Source organism: Pseudoalteromonas sp. (assembly GCF_036960685.1).
GTDB lineage: Bacteria > Pseudomonadota > Gammaproteobacteria > Enterobacterales > Alteromonadaceae > Pseudoalteromonas.
Genome location: NZ_JBALXK010000027.1, coordinates 38,056 through 58,648 on the forward strand (window position 1 = coordinate 38,056; position 20,593 = coordinate 58,648).

Below are 20,593 nucleotides of genomic sequence, written 5' to 3' on the forward strand. Positions count from 1 at the left end.
TTAAACCGATCGTAATTGGTTATGGACAGTTTGGATATAATCGTCGTTCAGTAGGTTGTCGGCAGTGGTTGGCTTAGAAAAATAGTACCCTTGTAAATCATCACAGCCGATGCGATTTAAAAATTGTATCTGTTCAATTGTTTCTACCCCTTCAGCAATACAATAGAGGCCAAGATTTTCAGCTAAAGTGTGAATTGTTCTAATAATTGATTCGTTACCACTATCTTGCCCAATGTTACGTACAAAGCTTTGATCTATCTTAATTACATCAATGGGGAAGTGACTCAAATAGGTTAAGGACGAGTAGCCAGTGCCAAAATCATCTAATAATAATTTAAAACCAGCACCTCTTAGCGCACGTAATTGCTTAGCAGCTTTGCTCTTGTCATCTAGCAAGGTGTTTTCGGTAATTTCTAACCGCAATTGAGCGGGCTTTATATGATGTTGATTGAGAATAAGCAATAACCGCTCAGTTAAATTAGATTTTAAAATATGCATGGGTGAGAGGTTGAGCGATAAATAGAAGCGCGAATTGGCACGAAATAATGGTGCGAGATCTTCAAGTGCACGGGTAAGCGCTTGCTCGGTAAGCACATCGATTAAACCAGTTTCTTCGGCAATTGGGATAAACACCGCGGGTGATATCAACTCTGCTTGATGTTGCCAGCGCATTAATAGCTCTACACCGTTTATTTTTTTAGTTTTATTATTAACGATGGGTTGATAATTATTAAAAAATAAATCGTCTTTGTAGGCATCTTTTAAGGCATTTTCAAGTAGTAACTTTTGCGTGAGCTGATTATTCATTTGCTCAGTGAAAAATTTAAAGCCATTACGACCAGATTGTTTCGCATGCATCATTGCAATGTCTGCATTACGAATAAGCTCATCCGTTGTATTGGCATCGAATGGGTATAATGCAACGCCGACACTGGCCGATATATTGATGGCGAAATCGTTGATCACAACGCGTTTTGCCAGTTCATCTGTCAGCGTTCGTACTAGCGTACTTAAGCTTTGCGGCGAATCTAAGTTTTTAATTAGGAGTAAAAATTCGTCACCACTTTGTCGCCCGACAATGGCATTTTTATCGAGCATGCTATTCATTCTATTGGTTATATCACATAACAGCTGATCGCCTACTGCATGGCCAAAAGAGTCATTAACGGGCTTAAACTTATCTAAATCAATGAACAGCAAGGCAACTAGGCTGTTACGATTATCGGCTTCTTTAAGGGCATTGGCTATTTTTTGATACATTAATGAGCGATTTGGCAACTTAGTTAATGGATCATAGTTTGCCAAATAGCGCAGTTCATTTTCAGCGCGTTTTTGCTCAGTTAGATCTGATATCACCACCACATAATAACTTACAACGTCACTGTCTTTTGCCACTGCAGTAATACTAATATGGATTGGGTGCGATGAGTTCATTTTGGTCTTCACATATGCATCTCCTCGCCAATTTTGTTTGGGCGATAATGATTTTAATATTGTGAGGAATTCACGATACTGCTTTTTACCCATTGCAGTTAAAAAGTGCTTTAATTCAAGCTTAGTGGTGTTTGTGTTAATAGAGAACGCTTCGGCAAAACTATTGTTGACCGAAAACGGTAGTAGTTGAGAATCTAAAATTAGTAACCAATCGTTGATTTGGCTGAATGCTTCACCGAGCACGGCAGCCTGCTGTGCGGTGGCACGTTGCTCGGTTATATTAGTGTAGATCCCGGTCACTTTTAATGGTAAACCTTGTGCATCGGTCTCGATTACTTTGCCAATATCTTGATACCATAGCCAATGCCCTTTGGCATGCTTGAGGCGGTAAGTTATTTGCCATTGATCATGACTGCTTTGATTTAAAAATGTTTGCCAATCATTGCTAAATTGACGCTTATCATCAGGGTGAATAAGTGCAAAGTAGGCGGCAAAGTTTAGTTTTTGCGGCCATCTTGTGTTGTAGCCTAGTTCTTGTTTTAAACGTTGTTGGCTGATCCACTGTGCTGCAATATCGACTTCCCATACGCCGCTCTTACTACTGTTTAAAGCAAGCTCTGTCTGTTGCTGTGATTGCAATATTTCATCATGAGCATGCTTAATAACAGCTTGGCGAGCGCGGTACTGCCAAAAAATGAAAAATAACACCGCAAAAATAATCAATGCATAGGCAGTTATAGCGAGGGGAGAGCGCCATGGCGCATAAGCCACATTAAACTTCAGTGTTTTTGTATCTCCTAAGCCGGCACTATCTAAATTGTAAGTTGCAATTGAAAGTGTGTAGTCACCTGGTGGCAGTTTTGTGAAAAAGAGTTTATTGCTTTTATATTCATCATACTTAACCGAGCTTGGCCCATGTAGCGATATTTTGTAGCGCGTTTTATCAATATTTTGAAAGTCAAAATTTGAAAAGCTCACTTCCAGTCCCAAGTCTTCATCGCTAAGTTGTAAGTTTTTATAGGCGTATTGCTGAGGGTGATAATTCAGCTCCCTTGAAAACAATGTAATATCAGTGATCTCAGTTTCTGATCTATGGCTATCAGCTGGCACGGCTAAAAAGTCTTGTGGTGCGAGCGTGAGCATTCCACGAGTACTGCCAAATGCTAATCGACCGTCTGCTAATTGCAGGTGTGAATCAAAATTAAATTCGTTGACGGTAAGGCCATCTTTTACTGTGTATGAATGTACTTGCATCGAGTTTAAATCGAGCCGGTAGAGACCGTTATTGCTACTCATCCATAAAAAGCCAAAGTGGTCTATTTGTAGAGCCGTTAATGCCATAGCTTTTAAGCCCGTTTTACCATTAACTCGATATTTTTCTTCGTAGCTGGTAGCGTCAAGCCCTATCAAGCCTTCTTGGTTTGAGGCCAACCAAAGCGTGTTGTTATAATCGAGCACCCAATCTTCTATTGTTACGTAATTTAGTGGATTATAGTTTTCAACAGCGTAAATGAGGGTAAGTCGTTGGGTTTCTTCATTATAACGATATAAAGCACCAGAGGCGCTGATCATGTATTCATCAGGGTGACTCGTTAACGGTTTTAAAAATCTATGTGCATTTAGCGGATCTAGTTGCTCTTTTAAGCCCTTTATAATCCTAGTATGGCCCGTTTTGCCGTTGTACAAAAAGTAATTATTGTCGCTAAAAAAAGCAAAGGTATCAGTGTCCATCTGGTGATGGCCATACATAAAATCTTGTTGAAAAACTTCCTTTGTGGTGTCGTCCATTGGTAAAGGAATTCGTTGTTCCGTGAAGGTATCAAATAAGGCGAGATTGTCGTATAGCAACAACCATAGGTAACGCCCTGGCTCATTTAGATTTGCAGGGGCAATGCCAAACACACCAAATTGGCCGTAAAACGCTTTCTTATCCTCGGTTGTCAAAAAGAGGCTGGTACTTGAGCCATCATCAGTTACTTGTGCTAAACCATTTTCAGTACCCAACCATATACCATTCTCATCTTGATGAATTGCAAGAATAATATTGCTATGCGGCTTATCTTTAGAAGTAACTTGCAGATTACCAAAGCGCCTTGCCATGCTTGACCAAGTGAATACACCTTGAGAGCGTGAAGCTAGCCACATCAGCCCTGTTCTATCGACCATCACATCAACAATCGTATTATCGGTCATGTGAAATTTACTTTGGTCAAAACGTAATAAAAATTCGCTTTTACCAGTGTCACGGTGATACTGATACAAGCCATTTTCAGTGACAATAAACTCTCCATAGGAGGTGTTCACATAGTCCCAAATATTATGTTCAGGAAATATCACTTTAATAGCATCAAAGTTGAGCCTGTTGTTATCATCAAACGGAATCGCATAAAAGCCCTCAACGGTGCCCACTAACAAACCTAGCTGCGGATCGACTGCTAAAAATTTGGTATTGTTTTGATCTTCAGTAAGTTGCTCTTTAGGAACAAGAGGGATTTTAGTTATATGCTCATCAATGAGGGATTTTGAATATAAGCCATCGCTTGTGGCGATGTATAAAAAATTGTCATGGATGGTAAGCGCTCGCACCATATGATCATCTTTATTGATCGAAAACTCATGGCTAAATTTTTTATGCTTATTATCAGAAGTATACACATGCTGGTTAATTGCATAGTAAAAATGTTGTTGGTATTCAGTAATGGCTAAAATAGGGGAGTAGTGGCTATCTTCGGCATTTAATTTACCAGAGTACACTTTTTCCACTTTAAGGGTTACCGGGTCGATAAGAAATGCACCAGAATACTCAGTAGAGACAAAGATATCGCCGTTGCTTGTTTCATATAAAAAATTAATCAACCACTGATCGAGGTTGTATTCACCAGCAAAGGTTTTTACTTGGTAGCCGTCAAAACGGTTTAAGCCTTGCAGCGTACCGATCCAAATAAAGCCGAGTTTATCTTGCAAGGTACTCGTAACATGACCTTGTGATAGCCCTTCATCAGTCGATATTCGCTGTAATTGTTGAGCATAATTTTGAGCATTGACAGCTACACTGCAAAAACTGAGAACGATGCTAAATAAGATGAGAAAAATGTTGCTCAACCGCACTTATGTTATTGCTCCACTCATGTAATAAACGTTAGTCGTTAGTAAATATAGCATAACAATTTGCAGTTCTATTAAAGAATTAGCCACAAATACACGCTATAACTGTCAAATGGAACTCTACAATGAAGACCGTAAGCATTGAATTAAGAATAGTGCCTCTATTCTTAAAATCAACAACATAAAATACTGCGCCTTTAAGTAAGATTGCCATTTTAATTGATTAGCTGTTTTTGATAAAGTGACTTGGCTATCACAAATGCATTATGCTGATCACAATGTTTATACTACAGGATGTTTAAGTTGTTGCACTCTTTTAACGCACATGCGGCGCAAAGCCTATTATTAGTTATCGATATTCAAGATAAATTACAGCCAGCTATGCAGCGCTATGAGCAGGTGAAGCAGATCACTTTACAATTAGCTAAAGCGGCTGATTTACTGGCCGTGCCGACCCTTATCACTCAGCAGTATAAACAAGGCCTTGGGGAGACTGATTTGCAATTACAACAGCAATTAAACCAGGCTCGCTATTTTGATAAGACGCACTTTAGTGCCTGTAAAGAGCCAGGCTTTCTACAGCAAATTGCGGCCTATGAGCGACCACAAATCATTGTCGTCGGCATGGAAGCACATGTATGTGTGCTGCAAACATGCTTAGATCTGTTAGCAAATGGCTATCAAGTATTTTTAATTGCTGATGGTGTGAGTTCGCGTAATGACCTTCATCGAGATCTTGCAATCGCTCAGCTTAGGCAAGCAGGGGCAGTGATCAGCTGCGCTGAAAGTGTGATTTTTCAATGGGCAGAAGTGGCGAATACCCGCTTATTTAAATCAGTTTTAGAAATTGTGAAGTGATTTGTCATTTTTATTGTATTTTCTTTTAGAATGACGTCAATTTAGTTCGAGATATTCAATTCAATACTTTAAATGGTCACCAGAAATAGCTTAGTGGTAAGCTTTATGGTTCAAAAAGTGTAACCATCATTATTAATAATTACATGGAGGGTTTAAATGTCATTTTTTTCTAAACTGGGTAAAGGTCTAAAAGGTGCAATGGCAGCAGTAAGTTCTGATGAATATCAGCTCAATGGTGTTAAAGCTAAGTGTATTCATTGTGGGGGTAGTCACTTTGAATTAGGTGATGCGCAATTAAATACTGCTGGTTTGACTTTCCTCAATTTGGATTGGGCAAATGGCAGCGCATCGCTGTTATCGTGTAAGAGTTGCAGCTATATCATGTGGTTTGCGACTGAGCCTAAAAAAATAACTTAACAAAGTAAATAATAAGGCTGAAATGCTAGGATAAGATTAATGACTTTTCAGTATTGTAAATGATAGTTGTTTTCATTATCATGCGATGAATTATTTTGATTGCTGTATAAATATCAATGAAACACTCTTTAATCTCAATCGCACTAGCTAGCATATTTGTTACTCCTGTTGTAATAGCACAAACTGAAACCGAGCAACAACAATCGGTAACTGTTGCAGAAAAAGACATAGAAACCATTTCAGTGGTAGGACGTGCTTTTTCAATGTACCGGCCTACTGAGTCAACATTTGGCACGCGTACAGATACGCCGCTTGAAAAAATTCCGCAGTCGATACAGATTATTCCACAAGCATTGATAAGCGATCAGGCTGCACGTCAGGTGACCGACCTATATAGCAATATTGCAGGTGTAAATGGCTTTAGCTATTCAGGGGTGACGTTTCGTGGTTTTCGTCAAGACGAAATTTTGTATGATGGCGTAAAAGGTGACCCATTTAGTGGTTTTGCAGTACCGCAGTTATTTAATATTGAACAAGTGGCAGTATTAAAAGGCCCTAGTGGCGCGGTATATGGCAGTGGTAACCCTGGTGGCATTATCAATTACATGACCAAAAAGCCAAGCTATACCAGCAACACCACTTTAGCACTGGAAGTAGGCAATGATGACTTTTTTAGCGCAGCTTTAGAATCGACTGGCAGTGTTAACGATGAGCAAACACAAGCTTACCGAGTGGGCCTTTATAAAGACTCAGATAAGCCATTTCGTGAAAATACCAGTGAAGACAACACCATCATTGATTTAGGCTATCGTTTTGATTTTACAGACGACACCAACCTAGTATTGCAATATACCCATATTGATCAAGAGCTTGGTGGAGCACGATTACGCGGTGTGCCAGTGGATGAGAATGGTCATTTTATTGCTGACATTAGCTGGAATCATAATGAAGCAACAGATTACCAAACTGTGCTTGCCGACGTGTTTCAAGCCAGCTTTAAACATCAATTTAATGATGTATTTAGTACCGATGTCACTGCCCGTTATTTTAATAATGAAGCGAATCAAAATTATCATGAGCCGCGTGGACTCAGTGATACCGACGGTGATGGCGTATTGGATTGGAGTGAGCGAGAGTTTCGTGATCAACAACGCGAAAATACCGGGCTAAGCTTAACGGCTAATTTGATTGCACAAACGCAGCTGGCTGCTATGCAGCATGTCATGCTGGTGGGGGTTGATTGGTACCAACATGAGTTTGACTCAGAATATAGAACAGCGGTACAAGCCAGTAAAGGTGGGCCAGTACCAGGGATCTCAATTTTAGACCCTAAATACGGACTTACCGCAAAAGAGAATTATGATTTAGAAAACGTAACACCACGTTTATCAAGTACTGAATCAACACGCATTGGTCTGTATGCACAAGATCAAGTAGATGTAACCGATCATTGGAATGTTACCTTTGGTCTACGATACGACCGCTTTGAAGATACCGATGTACTTAATAATACTGAGTTTTCAGATAGTGATGTAACGTACCGTATTGGTACTAGTTATAACTTAAACGACACTTTCTTCCCGTATGCGCTGTATGGCACCGGTTTTATGCCACAATCGGCCAGTAACCAAAACCCAGAGGTGGGCGGCCCATTTAAACCAGAGCACAGCAATATCGCCGAGCTAGGTTTACGTACTAAGTTATTGGATGACTCATTAGCTGTGAATATGGCAAGCTATCGGATCATTCGTAATAATATTTTGCAAGCCAGTACTGAGTTATCAGACACAGGTATTGACCAAATGGAAGCATTAGGTGAAGTTGATAGTCGTGGTTTTGAACTAGAGATTGTTGGCGATGTTACCGAACGTTTAGTGATCACAGCAAGTTACGCCTACAACGATACGCGTATTGTTGAGCAAAGCGAAAAGTTTTCAGCACAAGCAAAGGGCAGCGATAAATTTGCCAATGCGCCACAAAATACCGCAGGATTATGGACACGCTATGAGTTACCGCAATTACACTCATCAATCGCAGCGGGTCTTGATTATGTTGATGAACAAGTAAGCCTAGATGGTTATAAAGTGCAGCCGTACACCGTTTATAACATGGCATGGAAAACCGAGTACCAACAATGGATTTGGCAGCTTTCAGTGAAAAATGTGTTTGATAAAGAATACGCATCAAGCGGTTTTATCACCCGTGCAGGGCATTTCCCTGGTGAACCACGCCGTGTGTATTTGTCGGCTAAATATACATTCTAAGCTGATTATTGCGCGCTATGAAAGCAAAGCAGTGGTTTAACTTACATGCTTGGGCAGGACTCTTTGTTGGCAGCTTGTTATTGATAACTTGCTTATCGGGCACGTTGGCAACCTTGAGTCACGAAATTGAGTATCTTAGTGATAGTAAATTTCGAGCGCTCTCGCATTCCCCTAACATTGACTTTACTGCTATAGAAAATACCCTGGCTGAGCGTTACCCTGGTAGTCAAATCATTAGCATATTGCGACATCAGCAATCTTACCTAGCAACCGAAGTGTCGCTTAAGTGGCAGCAACAGTTTTTGTTTGTGTATGTTGATGGAGCAACTGGTCAGTGGCTTGGCGAAGGGCAATGGGGCAGAGTATCGCGCTTTTTACGTAACTGGCACATGAATTTATCCATGGGCTGGACGGGCAAGCTGATTGTCACTAGTTTGGCTATTTTATTGGTTATTTTAGTGTTTACTAGCCCTATAGTATACCGGCAGTGGTGGCGACATTTGTTAAAAAAACCACGGCAATTGCAGACAAACAATCGCAGCAGCTGGGCTGATTGGCATAAACTACTAGGACTTTGGAGTTACTGGTTTATTGTAGTTATGGCCGTTACTGGCGTGTGGTACTTAGTCGAGCATGGCTTACAAACAGCGAAAGTTGAGCACTATGTAAAACCGCCTGCAGCAGTTAGCCAATTGCAAAGTAATGCTCAACAACCTCGCTCTAGCGCTACCATAATTAGTGCTGCACAGCAGGCATTTCCAAGTTTACATATTCGCGCCATACAATACCCAACCAAAGCAAATAAAGCGGTGATGGTATTAGGTGATAACAATGACATTTTAGTGCGCTTACGAGCCAATAAAGTGTACTTAGATGCAGCTTCAGCAGATGTATTAGCAACTCAAAAGGCGGCTGATTTACCAATTGTTGCGCGCATTAAAGACACTGCGGATCCTTTGCATTTTGGTAACTTTGCGGGGCTTGGTACTAAATTAATTTGGGCGCTATTTGGTTTTTTGATGACGTTTATTTGTGTAGCGGGGCTTTATATGAATTGGCTAAGAGTTAAACGCAAGCAACCGTCATTATTAAAATGGTTTGGTATTATGGGAGCGGTAAGTATGCTGCTGATAGGTTATTCACTGTTGCTTACCATACAAACTTTTAGTGTTCGCCAAGCACCGGCAACTGTGTATTCGCCAGTGCTTGGAATAACTCAGTCAAATAATTAACTAGTGACTAAGCCGTAGCAACCCAGTGCCACAAATACTAAGGCTGCTAGCATTCTAACTTTTGCCAGAGGAATACGTTTTAGTAACGCATTACCTGCAAAAATCACTGGCACATTGGCAAGCAACATACCGACTGTAGTACCTATAGTGACCCATAATACCGATTGATATTGCGCACCAAGTAACACGGTCGCTATTTGAGTTTTATCACCTATTTCAGCGATAAAAAATAGCACTAAAGCAACTAAAAATGCCCCGTACTGATCGTATTTATTGCTTACTTCTTCATCCTTATCGGGGATCAAAAGCCATAAGCCAACAATAATAAAACAGCTGTTCACAATCCAAGGTAAGTATTCAGAGGTAAAGCTTCCCGCGAGATAATCTCCTAACCATGCAGATAAGCCATGATTGATGATAGTCGCGACCAAAATACCTAATATAAGTGCGGTTTTATTAGCAAAACGGGCAGCCAGTAACAAGGATAAAAGCTGGGTTTTATCGCCTATTTCAGCTAGGGCAACGGTGACGGTTGATGTGATAAAGGTATCCATTTTTACTTCTACGAGGCGGGAACATTAAACCAAGGTAAACACCTATCTCCCGCCATGAGGATAGTGTTTACCCAGGTCTTGCCGATAATGCTTGCTACATTACAAACTTACCATGCACATGTGGTGCAATTATGTTGATAAGTTTACTTGCCGCGCTTTAATAACAAAGCGGTCAAGCAGGCTACTCCCCCGAGAAGCGCGCACTTTGCCATAATTTATTTTTAAAGTAAAGGTACAAGCATGGCATTATGTATTAAATTGAAATGTGACCATATCAAGAAGCAGCCTGACATAATTGGCAGCAATAACGCTTTAAGCAGGCAATTTATTAAACCAGTTTGTTTATTGTGCTGTGTTTAACTTCGGCTTGTATTATATCTCACTCGCTTTAGCGTATTTGGCTAGTAATCAAAAAAGACCCTATGGATACTGTGTGACTGTTAAATAAAAGTAACAAAATTTAACATTTACACACACATCAAAAAGGTCGAACATGCACACAATAAATAAAAAAGCATTATCAATAGCCGTGGCACTGGCTTGTTCATTCCCAGTACATGCCCAACAAGCAGCTACTGATAACTCAATAAATGCGAATGAAAGTAAAACTGCTGACGCACAAAGCACCTCATTAGAAGTTATTTCAGTTACAGCTACCAAGCGTAAAACCAAGTTAATGGAAACACCCGTTGCCATTACTGCATTATCAGAAGCGGATCTCAGGCAAAATGGCGTAAATAGTGTTAAAGACATTGCCAACCTAGTACCTGGCTTAGATATTTCTACAGCGACTGATCAATCAGCGCCAGTTATTTCTATGCGTGGTGTACGCTCCACTAATATTACTGAGCTTGGCGATCCCGCTGTTGGTGTGCATCTTGATGGTATTTACTCGCCAAGAATGCAAGGCGCACTTGCTTTGATGTATGACATTGATCGGGTAGAAGCACTGAGGGGACCGCAAGGAACACTATTTGGCCGAAACTCAACAGTTGGTAGCATTAATGTTATTTCAGCAAAGCCTGAATTCACGCATTTATACGGTAACTTAAATATTGAAGGGGGAAATTTTAACAGCAAAAATATTGATGCTATGATCAATATTCCAGTCAATGAAGAGTTTGCAGTGCGGTTTTCTGCCAAAGGCCTTAAGCGCGACTCTTATCTTGAGGGTTATTATGACCCCAACCAATATGACTCAAGACGATTAAGTGACGATATACTCAACGCACCAGTTATCTCTGAAGACTCTTATCAAGGTATCGGACAAACCGTTACACAGCGTGAAAACTGGTGGATAGATGGTGCAGGCACAGATCCAGAGGCGCAAAAAGTACGCCAATTAACACCTGCTGATAAAAGCGATTTTTACAATAATGCCAACGAGTACTCGTTCAGAATTAGTACTCTTTGGGAGCCATTAGATGGCAGTTTTTCGAACCATACGGTTTTTCAAAAGTATGTTAATGACAGCAATAATAACCTTGATTTAGTGAACTGCGATAAAATTCGTGGTAGAAGTGCGGAATTGGGCGGCGATTGTTCAAACTTTTTACCCAGTGACAATACCTATCAAGCGGTTGTTAATGTACCGGGCGAGCTGAATTTAGATATTACTTACCTGAGAAACACCCTTAACTATAATATAAATGACCAATATTCACTGGTGTGGTTACTAGGTTATGAAAATATGGAGCGCTCTTCAGCACAGGATAGCGAAGTTGGCCTCGATCCGTGGGATGGGGCAACCTACTTCTTAGATGGCACTGGCGCTGAATCTTTTTCAACAGAAGTGCAATTACAGTCAGATGAGTATGGTGACTTTATCTGGATTGTTGGTGCTAACTATTTCCACGAAAAAACCACCACCTTAGGTTATTACGATAACCCGATGGATGATAAAGCCTTTTGGGATCAACCAGATCGTTCAACAGATGCATTCGCTTTGTTTGGGCAAGGTACCTACAAATTAACCGATAAATTGCATGCCACATTCGGTTATCGCTTTAGTGACGAAACCAAACAAGACAAAGGCGGTAGAACATACCGTTGCTCTAATGCGGATGGTTGCGCGGTAGGCTGGTTAAATAGAACTGATCTGAATAATCTACCCGCTGATTATTATGAAGATCCCGCTATTTATGCCTCATACTTTGCAAACGACAACAAAGGCAGTTGGCAACAACATGATTTTCGTGTTGGTTTAGACTATGACGTTTCAGCACAAACCATGATTTATACTTACCTTGCCAGTGGTTTTAAGGCCGGTGGTATTGGTGATGTTTATGAAGTTGTCAATGATAGAACAGGCGATGTAACGCGCTTTGAAACCAAGTTTAACCCAGAAGAAGTACTCACTTGGGAACTTGGTGCTAAGTCTAGCTTTTTTGATAACTCTTTGAACTTAAAAGCGGCATTTTTCTACACAGATTATACCGACATGCAATACGCCTCTGTTGGCTCAATTGGTAACGTTGAGCGTTTATCGGTTGTTGAAGACGACAATGGTACACCGGTTTTAGATGAAAACGGGGAGCCAGTACTGGATTTTCAAAACCAGCCTGTGATTGCTTATTACACGCAAAATGTACCGGGCTCGACAATCAAAGGCCTTGAATTCGAATTTGATTGGAAGCCGTATCCAAACGGCCGTATTACCGGTTATATCACTTGGACGGATGCAAAAATCACTGAGGATTGGAATACTAAATGGGATTATGATTCTGAATACCTGTTTGATATCTCTTACGAGGAGTCGATTGATCCTGAAAATACCTTGCTTGCAACCAACCTTAAAGGCAACAACTTAGCAATGACGCCTAAGTACACGGCGAACATTAGCTATACCCACACATTTAATTTAGGTGAATATGGCTTTATTCATAGTTGGCTTAATGCTAGCTGGAAAGATGACTCGTACTCAACGGTATGGAATGTTGATAAACACTTAGATGACATGGATTTTAGTGTGTCGGATGAGGCAACTCAATATATTGACGATAGCCGTGATGCCTTTGCTGTCTATAACGCATCAATCAAGTATGAACCGCAAGGGCAAAACTGGTACGCAGAAGTATTCGTTAATAATGCCTCTGATGAAACGATTCAATATTGGAATAATACCAGCAAAGGTGTGCCAAAAGGCAGCTTTGGTATGCCAAGGTATTACGGTGTAAGAGCTGGTTTTTCATTCTAGATAACCTCACCACAATTAACCTTCCCACAGTCACGATGCCACTGTGGGAGGTATAAAATTCAAATAAGGATCAATTATGAAAACAACGCTTATTAGCTCGTTAGTTGCGGCTTGTGTGTTTATTTCGCCATGTACTTATGCAAATTATTTTAAAGATAATTTTTCGTGGGGTTACGATAATTCCATTTGGAATGCCCGAAGTGGCGACAATGGTTCGCCTTTTGGCTGTGTTTTTAGCCCCGCAATGATCAACCCAAGTGAACATGGCGTTACACTTTCCTTGGCTCAAGGTTCATGTGCAGAGCTGCAAAGCAACAATTTTTATAGTTTTGGTAAGGTGCAGGGTAGCCTTAAGTCGGGCAATATCGCAGGAACGGTGTCTTCAATTTTTACTTACACATCGTGGTGGGATGTGCCCGGGCGTGCCTGGCAAGAAATTGATATAGAACTTTTGCCTTCTCTTGGTAATGTGGTTCATACTAATGTTATTTATCAGCCGCAAGGCGGTACGTATCAAAGTTGGGAAAAGGACATCGATCTCAGTCAATATGGGCTTGATTACCGAGAAAATTTATTAACTATTGGCTTTGCTTGGTCTAGTACCTCAATTCGCTGGTATTTGTATGATTCGCAAGGCACAGAGCAAACAATAAGAGTGCTTTACAAAGACAATGGCGATGGTCATTTAGCTGAAAATGAAATACCAGCGTATGCATGGCCGGTGGATAATACAAAAATAATGATTAACCACTGGAATGGCGATAATTCGACCGAAGGCAATTACTTTCCTGGTCAATACTATGGCAGCCCTTCGTGGGCGTATTATGATTTTATTGAATACATTCCTCAATAAAATTAATAAGTTTGTATTTATAAATAGAATTTAAACTCGAAGGTTTTTAATGTCTCAAATCAAATATTCTAAATTAGCACTGTGTTTATTGCCCGTCGTTGCCACGCTTACTTGTCAATCATCATTTAGTGCAGTGAGTGAGCACGTCAGCTGGCCGTATGTAAACAACAAGCTTAAGCGCGACCCAGCTGTTGAAGCGCAGATTGACCAACTACTGGCAAAAATGACCATAGAGCAAAAAGTGGCGCAGATGATCCAGCCTGAAATTGGTTATTTAAGTTTTGAACAAATGCGTAAGTATGGTTTTGGTTCATACCTCAATGGTGGGAACACTGCGCCTTATGGTAACAAACGGGCGGATCAAGCAACGTGGCTAAAATATGCAGATGAAATGTACCTGGCCTCAATAGACGCAACCCTTGATGGGATTGAGATTCCTACTGTTTGGGGTACCGATGCAATGCACGGTCATAGTAATGTGTATGGCGCAACGTTATTTCCACATAATATCGGGCTGGGTGCTGCGCGCGATGCTGATTTGATCAAGCGCATCGGTCAGGCCACTGCAAAAGAAGTGTCAGCGACTGGTATTGAATGGAGTTTTGCCCCTACTGTTGCTGTAGTAAGAGATGATCGCTGGGGTCGCACCTATGAAAGTTACTCAGAAGACCCTGACCTAGTGAAAAGTTATGCAGGGGAAATGGTTACGGGCATTCAAGGCACAATCGGTGATGACTTTTTAGCGGGCAGTAATCGTATTGCCACGGCAAAACATTTTGTTGGTGATGGCGGCACTGAGCGAGGCATAGATCGCGGCAACACACTGATCGATGAAAAAGGTTTAAGAGACATTCACAGCGCCGGTTATTTTTCAGCAATCAATGAAGGCGTGCAGTCAGTGATGGCATCGTTTAACAGCTGGAATGGTAAACGTGTGCATGGCGATAAATACTTACTGACTGACGTACTGAAAAATAAACTTGGTTTTGATGGTTTTGTGGTCAGTGATTGGAATGCCCATAAGTTTGTTGAAGGCTGCGACCTTGAGCAATGCGCGCAAGCAATAAACGCGGGTGTTGATGTGATCATGGTACCAGAGCATTTTGAAGCGTTTTATCATAATACCGTAAAGCAAGTGAAAACGGGCGTGATCGCAGAATCAAGGATCAACGATGCCGTGAGGCGTTTTTTAAGAGCTAAAATTCGTTGGGGGGTGTTTTCTAAGGGGAAGCCATCAGCGCGTCCTGAATCACAGCATCCGCAGTGGTTAGGGGCTACTGAGCATCGCACCTTAGCACGAGAAGCGGTGCGCAAGTCTCTGGTTTTACTAAAAAACAACGAAAACATCCTACCAATCAAAGCGAATAGCCGTATTTTGGTCGCTGGTAAAGCCGCAAACGCAATAAATATGCAAGCGGGTGGTTGGAGTGTTTCTTGGCAGGGCACAGACAATACCAATAGTGATTTTCCTAATGCTACGTCTATTTTTTCGGGTTTACAGTCGCAAGTAAGCAAAGCGGGTGGGAAGATCACTTTAAGCGAGTCTGGTGAATATACTCACAAGCCTGATGTAGCCATAGTGGTAATTGGTGAAGAGCCTTATGCAGAATGGTTTGGTGATATCGAGATGCTAGAATTTCAGCATGAAACTAAACATGCTCTTGCATTATTAAAGCAGCTAAAAGCTGATAATATCCCAGTCGTTACCGTATTTTTAAGTGGCCGACCACTGTGGGTTAATAAAGAGCTCAACGCATCTGATGCGTTTGTAGCTGCTTGGTTACCAGGCTCTGAAGGTGAGGGCGTTGCAGATGTATTGTTAACGGATAGCCAAGGTAAAACTCAGTATGACTTTACGGGTAAGTTGAGCTTTTCATGGCCTAAATATGATGACCAGTATACGTTAAACTTAAACGATGCAGACTATGAGCCATTATTTGCTTATGGCTATGGCTTAACGTATCAGGACAACATAACTGTGCCTGTTTTAAGTGAAAAAACGAGCCCTAAAAAAACGGTTAACCGTGATTCACATCCCTTGTTTGTAAGAAACTTAGCCAAAAATATGACTTGGCAACTGGCAGACACAAGCACAGAAAAAGTGTTATCCAGCGGTGCCTCTGCAACCAGTGGGGATAAACAAAGTTTACTGATGCAGTCAGTCAATCTATCGTATCAAGAAGATGGCCGAGGCTTTAATTGGCGTGCAAAATCTGTCGTTAGCTTGAGTTACTTAATGCCAGAGCAGCTAGATAGCAAATTTAATACAGGTTACCTTGAGTTGAAAATGCGCATAGATAAAGCCCCTAAACAGGGTGCTAATATGCAAGTGATGTGCAGCGAAAGCCACTGCTTAAGGAATATTGATTTTTCATCGTTTTCACAATCAATGGCAGATAAACGTTGGCATACTCTAGCTATACCTTTGCATTGTGATGACAGCGCAAAAGCTGAACAACCAATAACAGACGCGCTGCGCATTGCGAGTGAAAATTTAAGTTTAGCAATTGCAGATGTCGCGTTGATGATAAAACCGAGTGATGACTCAATATTATTAACGTGTGCAAAATAACACGCTCAGGCCGTTGATTAACCTTTGTTGATCAACGGCCTTTTATATTGGATTTAATAATGTGAATAGCAATAACCCTAGAAGTCAGTTGTTCTGGTTATTCCAAAGTTGTGGTTGGATTGTTTATGCAATGCTGACCGAATTAATGATCAAAATACCAAGCGAAGAGCCGTGGACAATACATATACCGCATCTCATAATTGATGTAGCGTGTGGCTTTTTGATCACTTTAGCTTTAAGGCGCTTTTATAATTGCTCTAGCCAGCAAGAGCTCAAAGTTAAAGTCGCGTTTCGAATTTTGCTGCTGTTAATTGCCACCCTATTGTGGACGCAAATTAAATGGGTTTCTCTGCAATGGTTATACGGCAACTGGTGGCAGCCAATGTCATGGTTTGACTTTGGAACGTGGACGTCGGCCTCATTAACTATGCTCTCCACTTGGACTGCTTTTTACTACGGCATTAAAATTTATTTAGACAACCTCGAGCAAACGCAAAAGGCTGCAGAAGCCACTCATTTAGCCAAAGAGTCACAGCTAAAAATGTTACGCTATCAGCTTAATCCACATTTTATGTTTAACAGCATTAATGCCATTTGCACGTTAATTTTGAAAAAAGAAAGCTTGCAAGCCGTTACTATGCTTGAAAAACTATGTGACTTATTACGCCATAGTTTATACACCGATCCCCTTGAGAAAGTAGCGATCAAAGAAGAAATAGCAATATTAAGAACCTATCTAGATATTGAGCAATGCCGATTTGCCGACAAATTAGAGGTTAACATCACAGTTGCACAGCAGTGTAATGAGCTGTTGATCCCATCTTTATTGATCCAGCCCTTAGTCGAAAATGCGTTAAAGCACGGTATGCGTGCCGATCAAAAAATGGTGATCACCATTAATATCGAAAAAACTAAAAATGCATTACTCATTAAGGTCGCCGATACCGGTAAAGGCTTTGATGACAATAAAAAAACCAACAGAGGTATCGGCTTGGCTAATTGTGAGCAACGCTTAAAATTAATCTATGGTAATAGCCACCGAATTGAAAAAGGCAATGCCAGTACTGGCGGTGCATGGCTATGTATTTCACTACCTATTAATGAGTTGCAATAATGATTCAATTAAAAACGTTACTTGTAGATGATGAATACAGTGCTGTTGAAGGCTTACGTATTCGTCTTGAAGCATTTCCTGAAATTAATGTGATTGGTAGTGCTGCAAGCGTTGACGAAGCAATTGCATTGCTCAACAAGGTTGACGTAGATTTAATTTTTTTAGATATAGAAATGCCATCTAAATCAGGCTTTGAGTTAATTAAACATTTTCAACCTGAAAGTTGCCCTGCGGTTATTTTTGTCACTGCATTTCACCAACATGCAGTGCAAGCATTTGAGGTGAGGGCACTGGATTATTTACTTAAGCCAGTTAAATTAGCTCGCCTAGCAGAAGCCATTGAAAGGGTTGTTACAACAGAAAAGCTACACCGTAAAACGGCACTTATTGAAGCTCACCAATCACTGGTCAACAACGATCCTCAAGAAGTCGGGGTTACGGGGAATTCTGAGTATAAGTTTGAAGCTGAAAACTTAGTGATCCAAGATGCAAAAAACCCAATTCAAATCATCCCGTTTAAAGATATTTTATGGATTGATGCGGCAGGGGATTATATGTGTGTGCACACACCCGCTGAAACACACGTAATGCGCGCGCGTTTAAAAGAGCTTGAAAAAAACACCCTTCCTGAAGGTTTCCTGCGAATACATAAATCAACGATTGTTAATTTAAGCCATATAAAACAACTTAATCCACTGCGAAACTCTGAATACATGGCAGTATTACAAAGTGGTAAAACACTTAAAGTTAGCCGTACTTATAGTAAAAATTTAAAGAGTTTGTTTAAACAGTAACGAGGGAAATTAATTTATGAAAATCATTGTAGATGATTTATCGTCAGGTGAGGTTATTAAGTTATTAGAAGAGCACTTAGCGGATATGTACGCGACATCACCGCCTGAAAATGTACATGCTCTGGATGTTGATAAGCTAAAGTCGCCAGATATTACTTTTTTTAGTGGCTGGCTTGATGGCAATTTGCAAGGCTGCTTGGCTGTTAAAAAGCTCGATTCTTCGCACCTTGAATTGAAATCAATGCGAACTAGCACCTCCGCTCGAAAATCAGGTGTTGCAACAAAGCTGCTGCAGCATGCGCTGAACTTTGCAACCGAGCAAGGTTATCAACAAGTAAGCTTAGAAACCGGATCACAAGCATTCTTTGAACCAGCGCGAAACCTCTATGAGAAGTTTGGCTTTAGTTACTGCGGCCCTTTTTCAGATTATATTGAAGATCCACACAGCCGTTTTATGACGATAAACCTGTCTTAAGGCGTTTTGATGATAAATGCATAATACAATGAATAACTTATCTGGAATGGGGTTTTTTGGTTCGCTATTTGGTTTATCGTATTTTAGTGATTCAGGCTGTGGAGGTAGTTCTGGCGGTGATGCTGGTGGGGGAGAGTGATACCCCTATCAAAGGGGAAATAAACGCGAGCTGGTCGCATTATCTTGGGATTGCGTGCAATTCAAAATGCCAATTAATACAACAGCAAATCCTTTTTATATTTTACGTATAATCGAAGTAACCGATTGAATCAAAATAGCAACTCGGCTATGGTTAATGCATCAATAAAAATAAATTAAAAACGGGTTATTTTACAGGCTCGTTAAATGGCAAACATGAATGAAGAAAATTATAGGCTCTACGCTGGCAAAGAAATCTTCTGCTTTTCAACGTTCGAAGATGCTCAGTCAGTCGCAAAAGAATTCATGGCAAATAAAGTCGAGCTTCGAATTGAAATATTGGTAGAGCTAGAGCCATTTGAAGCTGATTTTTGGGCTTACGAATACGAGAATAATCAATGGGCACCATCATGAATCTGCAAGTTGGTGCCCATTTAACAAGTATATTAACGAGCGCCATTTCCACTACCTGGCAGGACTGTTATGGTCAACTAATTCACTGTTCGGAATTAGTCGACCATAACATAGCGTTGATTCAGGAGCTCGTTTTTTAATTGAATTTGGCTGTTGGAGTTATTCTACAGCCTCTTTATGAAGCTAGGATGATTTCGTGAAATATTCAAACATTGGTAGCGCCATGAGTAAGAATTTGGGTTCTCGTGGATTGAGGGGAGACTCCTATCTCTATTTTGAGATAGAGGAAGCGCTTCATGATAGAACTATCCCAGATGAGTCTGAATTTGAAAGTGTTATGTATTCTGCATTCGAAAAATTTTCAGGTGTCAGTATAGAGTCAACAGAATATAGGCATATCGAGCGTCATAGTCATGGTGGAATGTCTTCTGGCATGATCGCACCAGAAATTTGGAAGAGTGAAATAATTCCGCATTTGAAGGAAATAATCTACGGCGGCAATATCTAGAAATGGCGTCTCGCATTCCCTAAATAGAAAAGGATAAGTTGTTAGCTGCTTTATGAAATATTTAACCAAATCTAAAATTGCAAGCTTAGCTAATATTCATTTAGTTTTAGGTGTTACTTTATATTTTTGCATATTAGGTGACTTTCATTTCAATAGTATTGAAACTTTTTCTGATTTTTGGTTTTTTATCCGGTTAGCTTTTCTAGTTAGCTTTTCTAGTTAGCTTTTCTAGTTAGCTTTTCTAGTTAGTTTTTTTAGCTTTGTCATTGGGCTTACATATTTCTGTCCTGTTTTGAGCTTGTTATATCGATGTTCGGCTTTAAGCTATTTCAGCGTAAGTTTTTTTGCAATGCTACCGTGCTTTGCTTTGTATTATTTTGAACCTGTACGATTTTACCTGTTCTCAATGGCTGCTAGTTTGGTGTTGGGATTATGTTTCTACCACAAGAATAGGGATAGCAGCTCACAATGCAGTTAAGGCTAGACTAAAAAAGCTTGCCTTAGTTCGTGCCTTTCTAATTTTAGCTAAGCCTTTTTAGCTGCTTATTGCAGCGTTACTAACATCGGCTTATGGCACAGACCGGAAGTCGAGATACTCCATAAATTTCTTATTGATAGCTCCAGGCACTCTCAACTTAATTTATCAATTTTTATCCATTCAACCA

At 40.5% G+C, this 20,593-nt stretch carries 14 protein-coding genes; 12 read left to right on the plus strand and 2 right to left on the minus strand.

Annotated features, from left to right (window positions below; all coding sequences use genetic code 11):
* Positions 1 to 4,542, minus strand: a complete 4,542-nt coding sequence (locus V7783_RS18155; RefSeq protein WP_442961395.1) for an EAL domain-containing protein — start codon at positions 4,540 to 4,542, stop codon at positions 1 to 3.
* Positions 4,543 to 4,833: 291 nt separating this feature from the next.
* Between V7783_RS18155 and V7783_RS18160 the strand changes: the two genes are divergently transcribed.
* The 4 genes from V7783_RS18160 (at position 4,834) to V7783_RS18175 (ending at position 9,310) form a co-directional block, all read left to right on the plus strand.
* A complete protein-coding gene (locus tag V7783_RS18160) occupies positions 4,834 to 5,397 on the plus strand; it encodes an isochorismatase family protein (protein ID WP_335679917.1) in 564 nt (187 codons plus the stop codon).
* A gap of 156 nt (positions 5,398 to 5,553) precedes the next feature.
* Entirely contained in the window at positions 5,554 to 5,814 is a 261-nt protein-coding gene (locus V7783_RS18165; RefSeq protein ID WP_084447997.1) for a hypothetical protein, read from the plus strand.
* A 116-nt stretch (positions 5,815 to 5,930) separates the two neighbouring features.
* Positions 5,931 to 8,078, plus strand: coding sequence for a TonB-dependent siderophore receptor (locus V7783_RS18170; protein WP_335679918.1), 2,148 nt, complete (start codon positions 5,931 to 5,933; stop codon positions 8,076 to 8,078).
* Positions 8,079 to 8,095: 17 nt separating this feature from the next.
* The gene (locus tag V7783_RS18175; protein ID WP_335679919.1) at positions 8,096 to 9,310 is read left to right on the plus strand and encodes a PepSY-associated TM helix domain-containing protein; all 1,215 of its coding nucleotides are present in this window, start codon (positions 8,096 to 8,098) and stop codon (positions 9,308 to 9,310) included.
* Here the strand turns inward: V7783_RS18175 and V7783_RS18180 are convergent.
* Positions 9,307 to 9,864: a TMEM165/GDT1 family protein gene (locus V7783_RS18180; RefSeq protein ID WP_192542548.1), complete on the minus strand. Its 558-nt coding sequence runs from the start codon at positions 9,862 to 9,864 to the stop codon at positions 9,307 to 9,309. The genes V7783_RS18175 and V7783_RS18180 overlap by 4 nt on opposite strands.
* 493 nt (positions 9,865 to 10,357) lie before the next feature.
* On the opposite strand from V7783_RS18180, the gene V7783_RS18185 reads away from it, so the two are divergent.
* The 8 genes from V7783_RS18185 (at position 10,358) to V7783_RS18220 (ending at position 19,928) form a co-directional block, all read left to right on the plus strand.
* A complete protein-coding gene (locus tag V7783_RS18185; protein WP_335679920.1) occupies positions 10,358 to 13,060 on the plus strand; it encodes a TonB-dependent receptor in 2,703 nt (900 codons plus the stop codon).
* Between the two features lie 76 nt (positions 13,061 to 13,136).
* Positions 13,137 to 13,913, plus strand: coding sequence for a family 16 glycosylhydrolase (locus V7783_RS18190; RefSeq protein ID WP_335679921.1), 777 nt, complete (start codon positions 13,137 to 13,139; stop codon positions 13,911 to 13,913).
* Between the two features lie 49 nt (positions 13,914 to 13,962).
* Positions 13,963 to 16,485, plus strand: coding sequence for a glycoside hydrolase family 3 protein (locus V7783_RS18195; protein ID WP_335679922.1), 2,523 nt, complete (start codon positions 13,963 to 13,965; stop codon positions 16,483 to 16,485).
* A 61-nt stretch (positions 16,486 to 16,546) separates the two neighbouring features.
* A complete protein-coding gene (locus V7783_RS18200; protein ID WP_335679923.1) occupies positions 16,547 to 17,599 on the plus strand; it encodes a sensor histidine kinase in 1,053 nt (350 codons plus the stop codon).
* Positions 17,599 to 18,393, plus strand: a complete 795-nt coding sequence (locus V7783_RS18205) for a LytR/AlgR family response regulator transcription factor (protein WP_192542552.1) — start codon at positions 17,599 to 17,601, stop codon at positions 18,391 to 18,393. Before V7783_RS18200 ends, V7783_RS18205 begins: the two co-directional genes overlap by 1 nt.
* 16 nt (positions 18,394 to 18,409) lie before the next feature.
* Positions 18,410 to 18,868: a GNAT family N-acetyltransferase gene (locus V7783_RS18210; protein ID WP_335679924.1), complete on the plus strand. Its 459-nt coding sequence runs from the start codon at positions 18,410 to 18,412 to the stop codon at positions 18,866 to 18,868.
* A 345-nt stretch (positions 18,869 to 19,213) separates the two neighbouring features.
* The gene (locus V7783_RS18215) at positions 19,214 to 19,420 is read left to right on the plus strand and encodes a hypothetical protein (protein ID WP_335679925.1); all 207 of its coding nucleotides are present in this window, start codon (positions 19,214 to 19,216) and stop codon (positions 19,418 to 19,420) included.
* 196 nt (positions 19,421 to 19,616) lie between these two features.
* Complete coding sequence (locus V7783_RS18220) at positions 19,617 to 19,928, plus strand: hypothetical protein (protein ID WP_335679926.1); 312 nt, start codon at positions 19,617 to 19,619, stop codon at positions 19,926 to 19,928.
* Positions 19,929 to 20,593 lie beyond the last annotated feature (665 nt).

Bases quoted from the DNA above. Each gene is read 5' to 3' on its own strand.
- V7783_RS18160 (WP_335679917.1), top strand. From the start codon at position 4,834: ATGTTTAAGTTGTTGCACTCTTTTAACGCACATGCGGCGCAAAGCCTA.
- V7783_RS18165 (WP_084447997.1), top strand. From the start codon at position 5,554: ATGTCATTTTTTTCTAAACTGGGTAAAGGTCTAAAAGGTGCAATGGCA.
- V7783_RS18170 (WP_335679918.1), top strand. From the start codon at position 5,931: ATGAAACACTCTTTAATCTCAATCGCACTAGCTAGCATATTTGTTACT.
- V7783_RS18175 (WP_335679919.1), top strand. From the start codon at position 8,096: ATGAAAGCAAAGCAGTGGTTTAACTTACATGCTTGGGCAGGACTCTTT.
- V7783_RS18180 (WP_192542548.1), bottom strand. From the start codon at position 9,864: ATGGATACCTTTATCACATCAACCGTCACCGTTGCCCTAGCTGAAATA.
- V7783_RS18185 (WP_335679920.1), top strand. From the start codon at position 10,358: ATGCACACAATAAATAAAAAAGCATTATCAATAGCCGTGGCACTGGCT.
- V7783_RS18190 (WP_335679921.1), top strand. From the start codon at position 13,137: ATGAAAACAACGCTTATTAGCTCGTTAGTTGCGGCTTGTGTGTTTATT.
- V7783_RS18195 (WP_335679922.1), top strand. From the start codon at position 13,963: ATGTCTCAAATCAAATATTCTAAATTAGCACTGTGTTTATTGCCCGTC.
- V7783_RS18205 (WP_192542552.1), top strand. From the start codon at position 17,599: ATGATTCAATTAAAAACGTTACTTGTAGATGATGAATACAGTGCTGTT.
- V7783_RS18210 (WP_335679924.1), top strand. From the start codon at position 18,410: ATGAAAATCATTGTAGATGATTTATCGTCAGGTGAGGTTATTAAGTTA.
- V7783_RS18215 (WP_335679925.1), top strand. From the start codon at position 19,214: ATGGCAAACATGAATGAAGAAAATTATAGGCTCTACGCTGGCAAAGAA.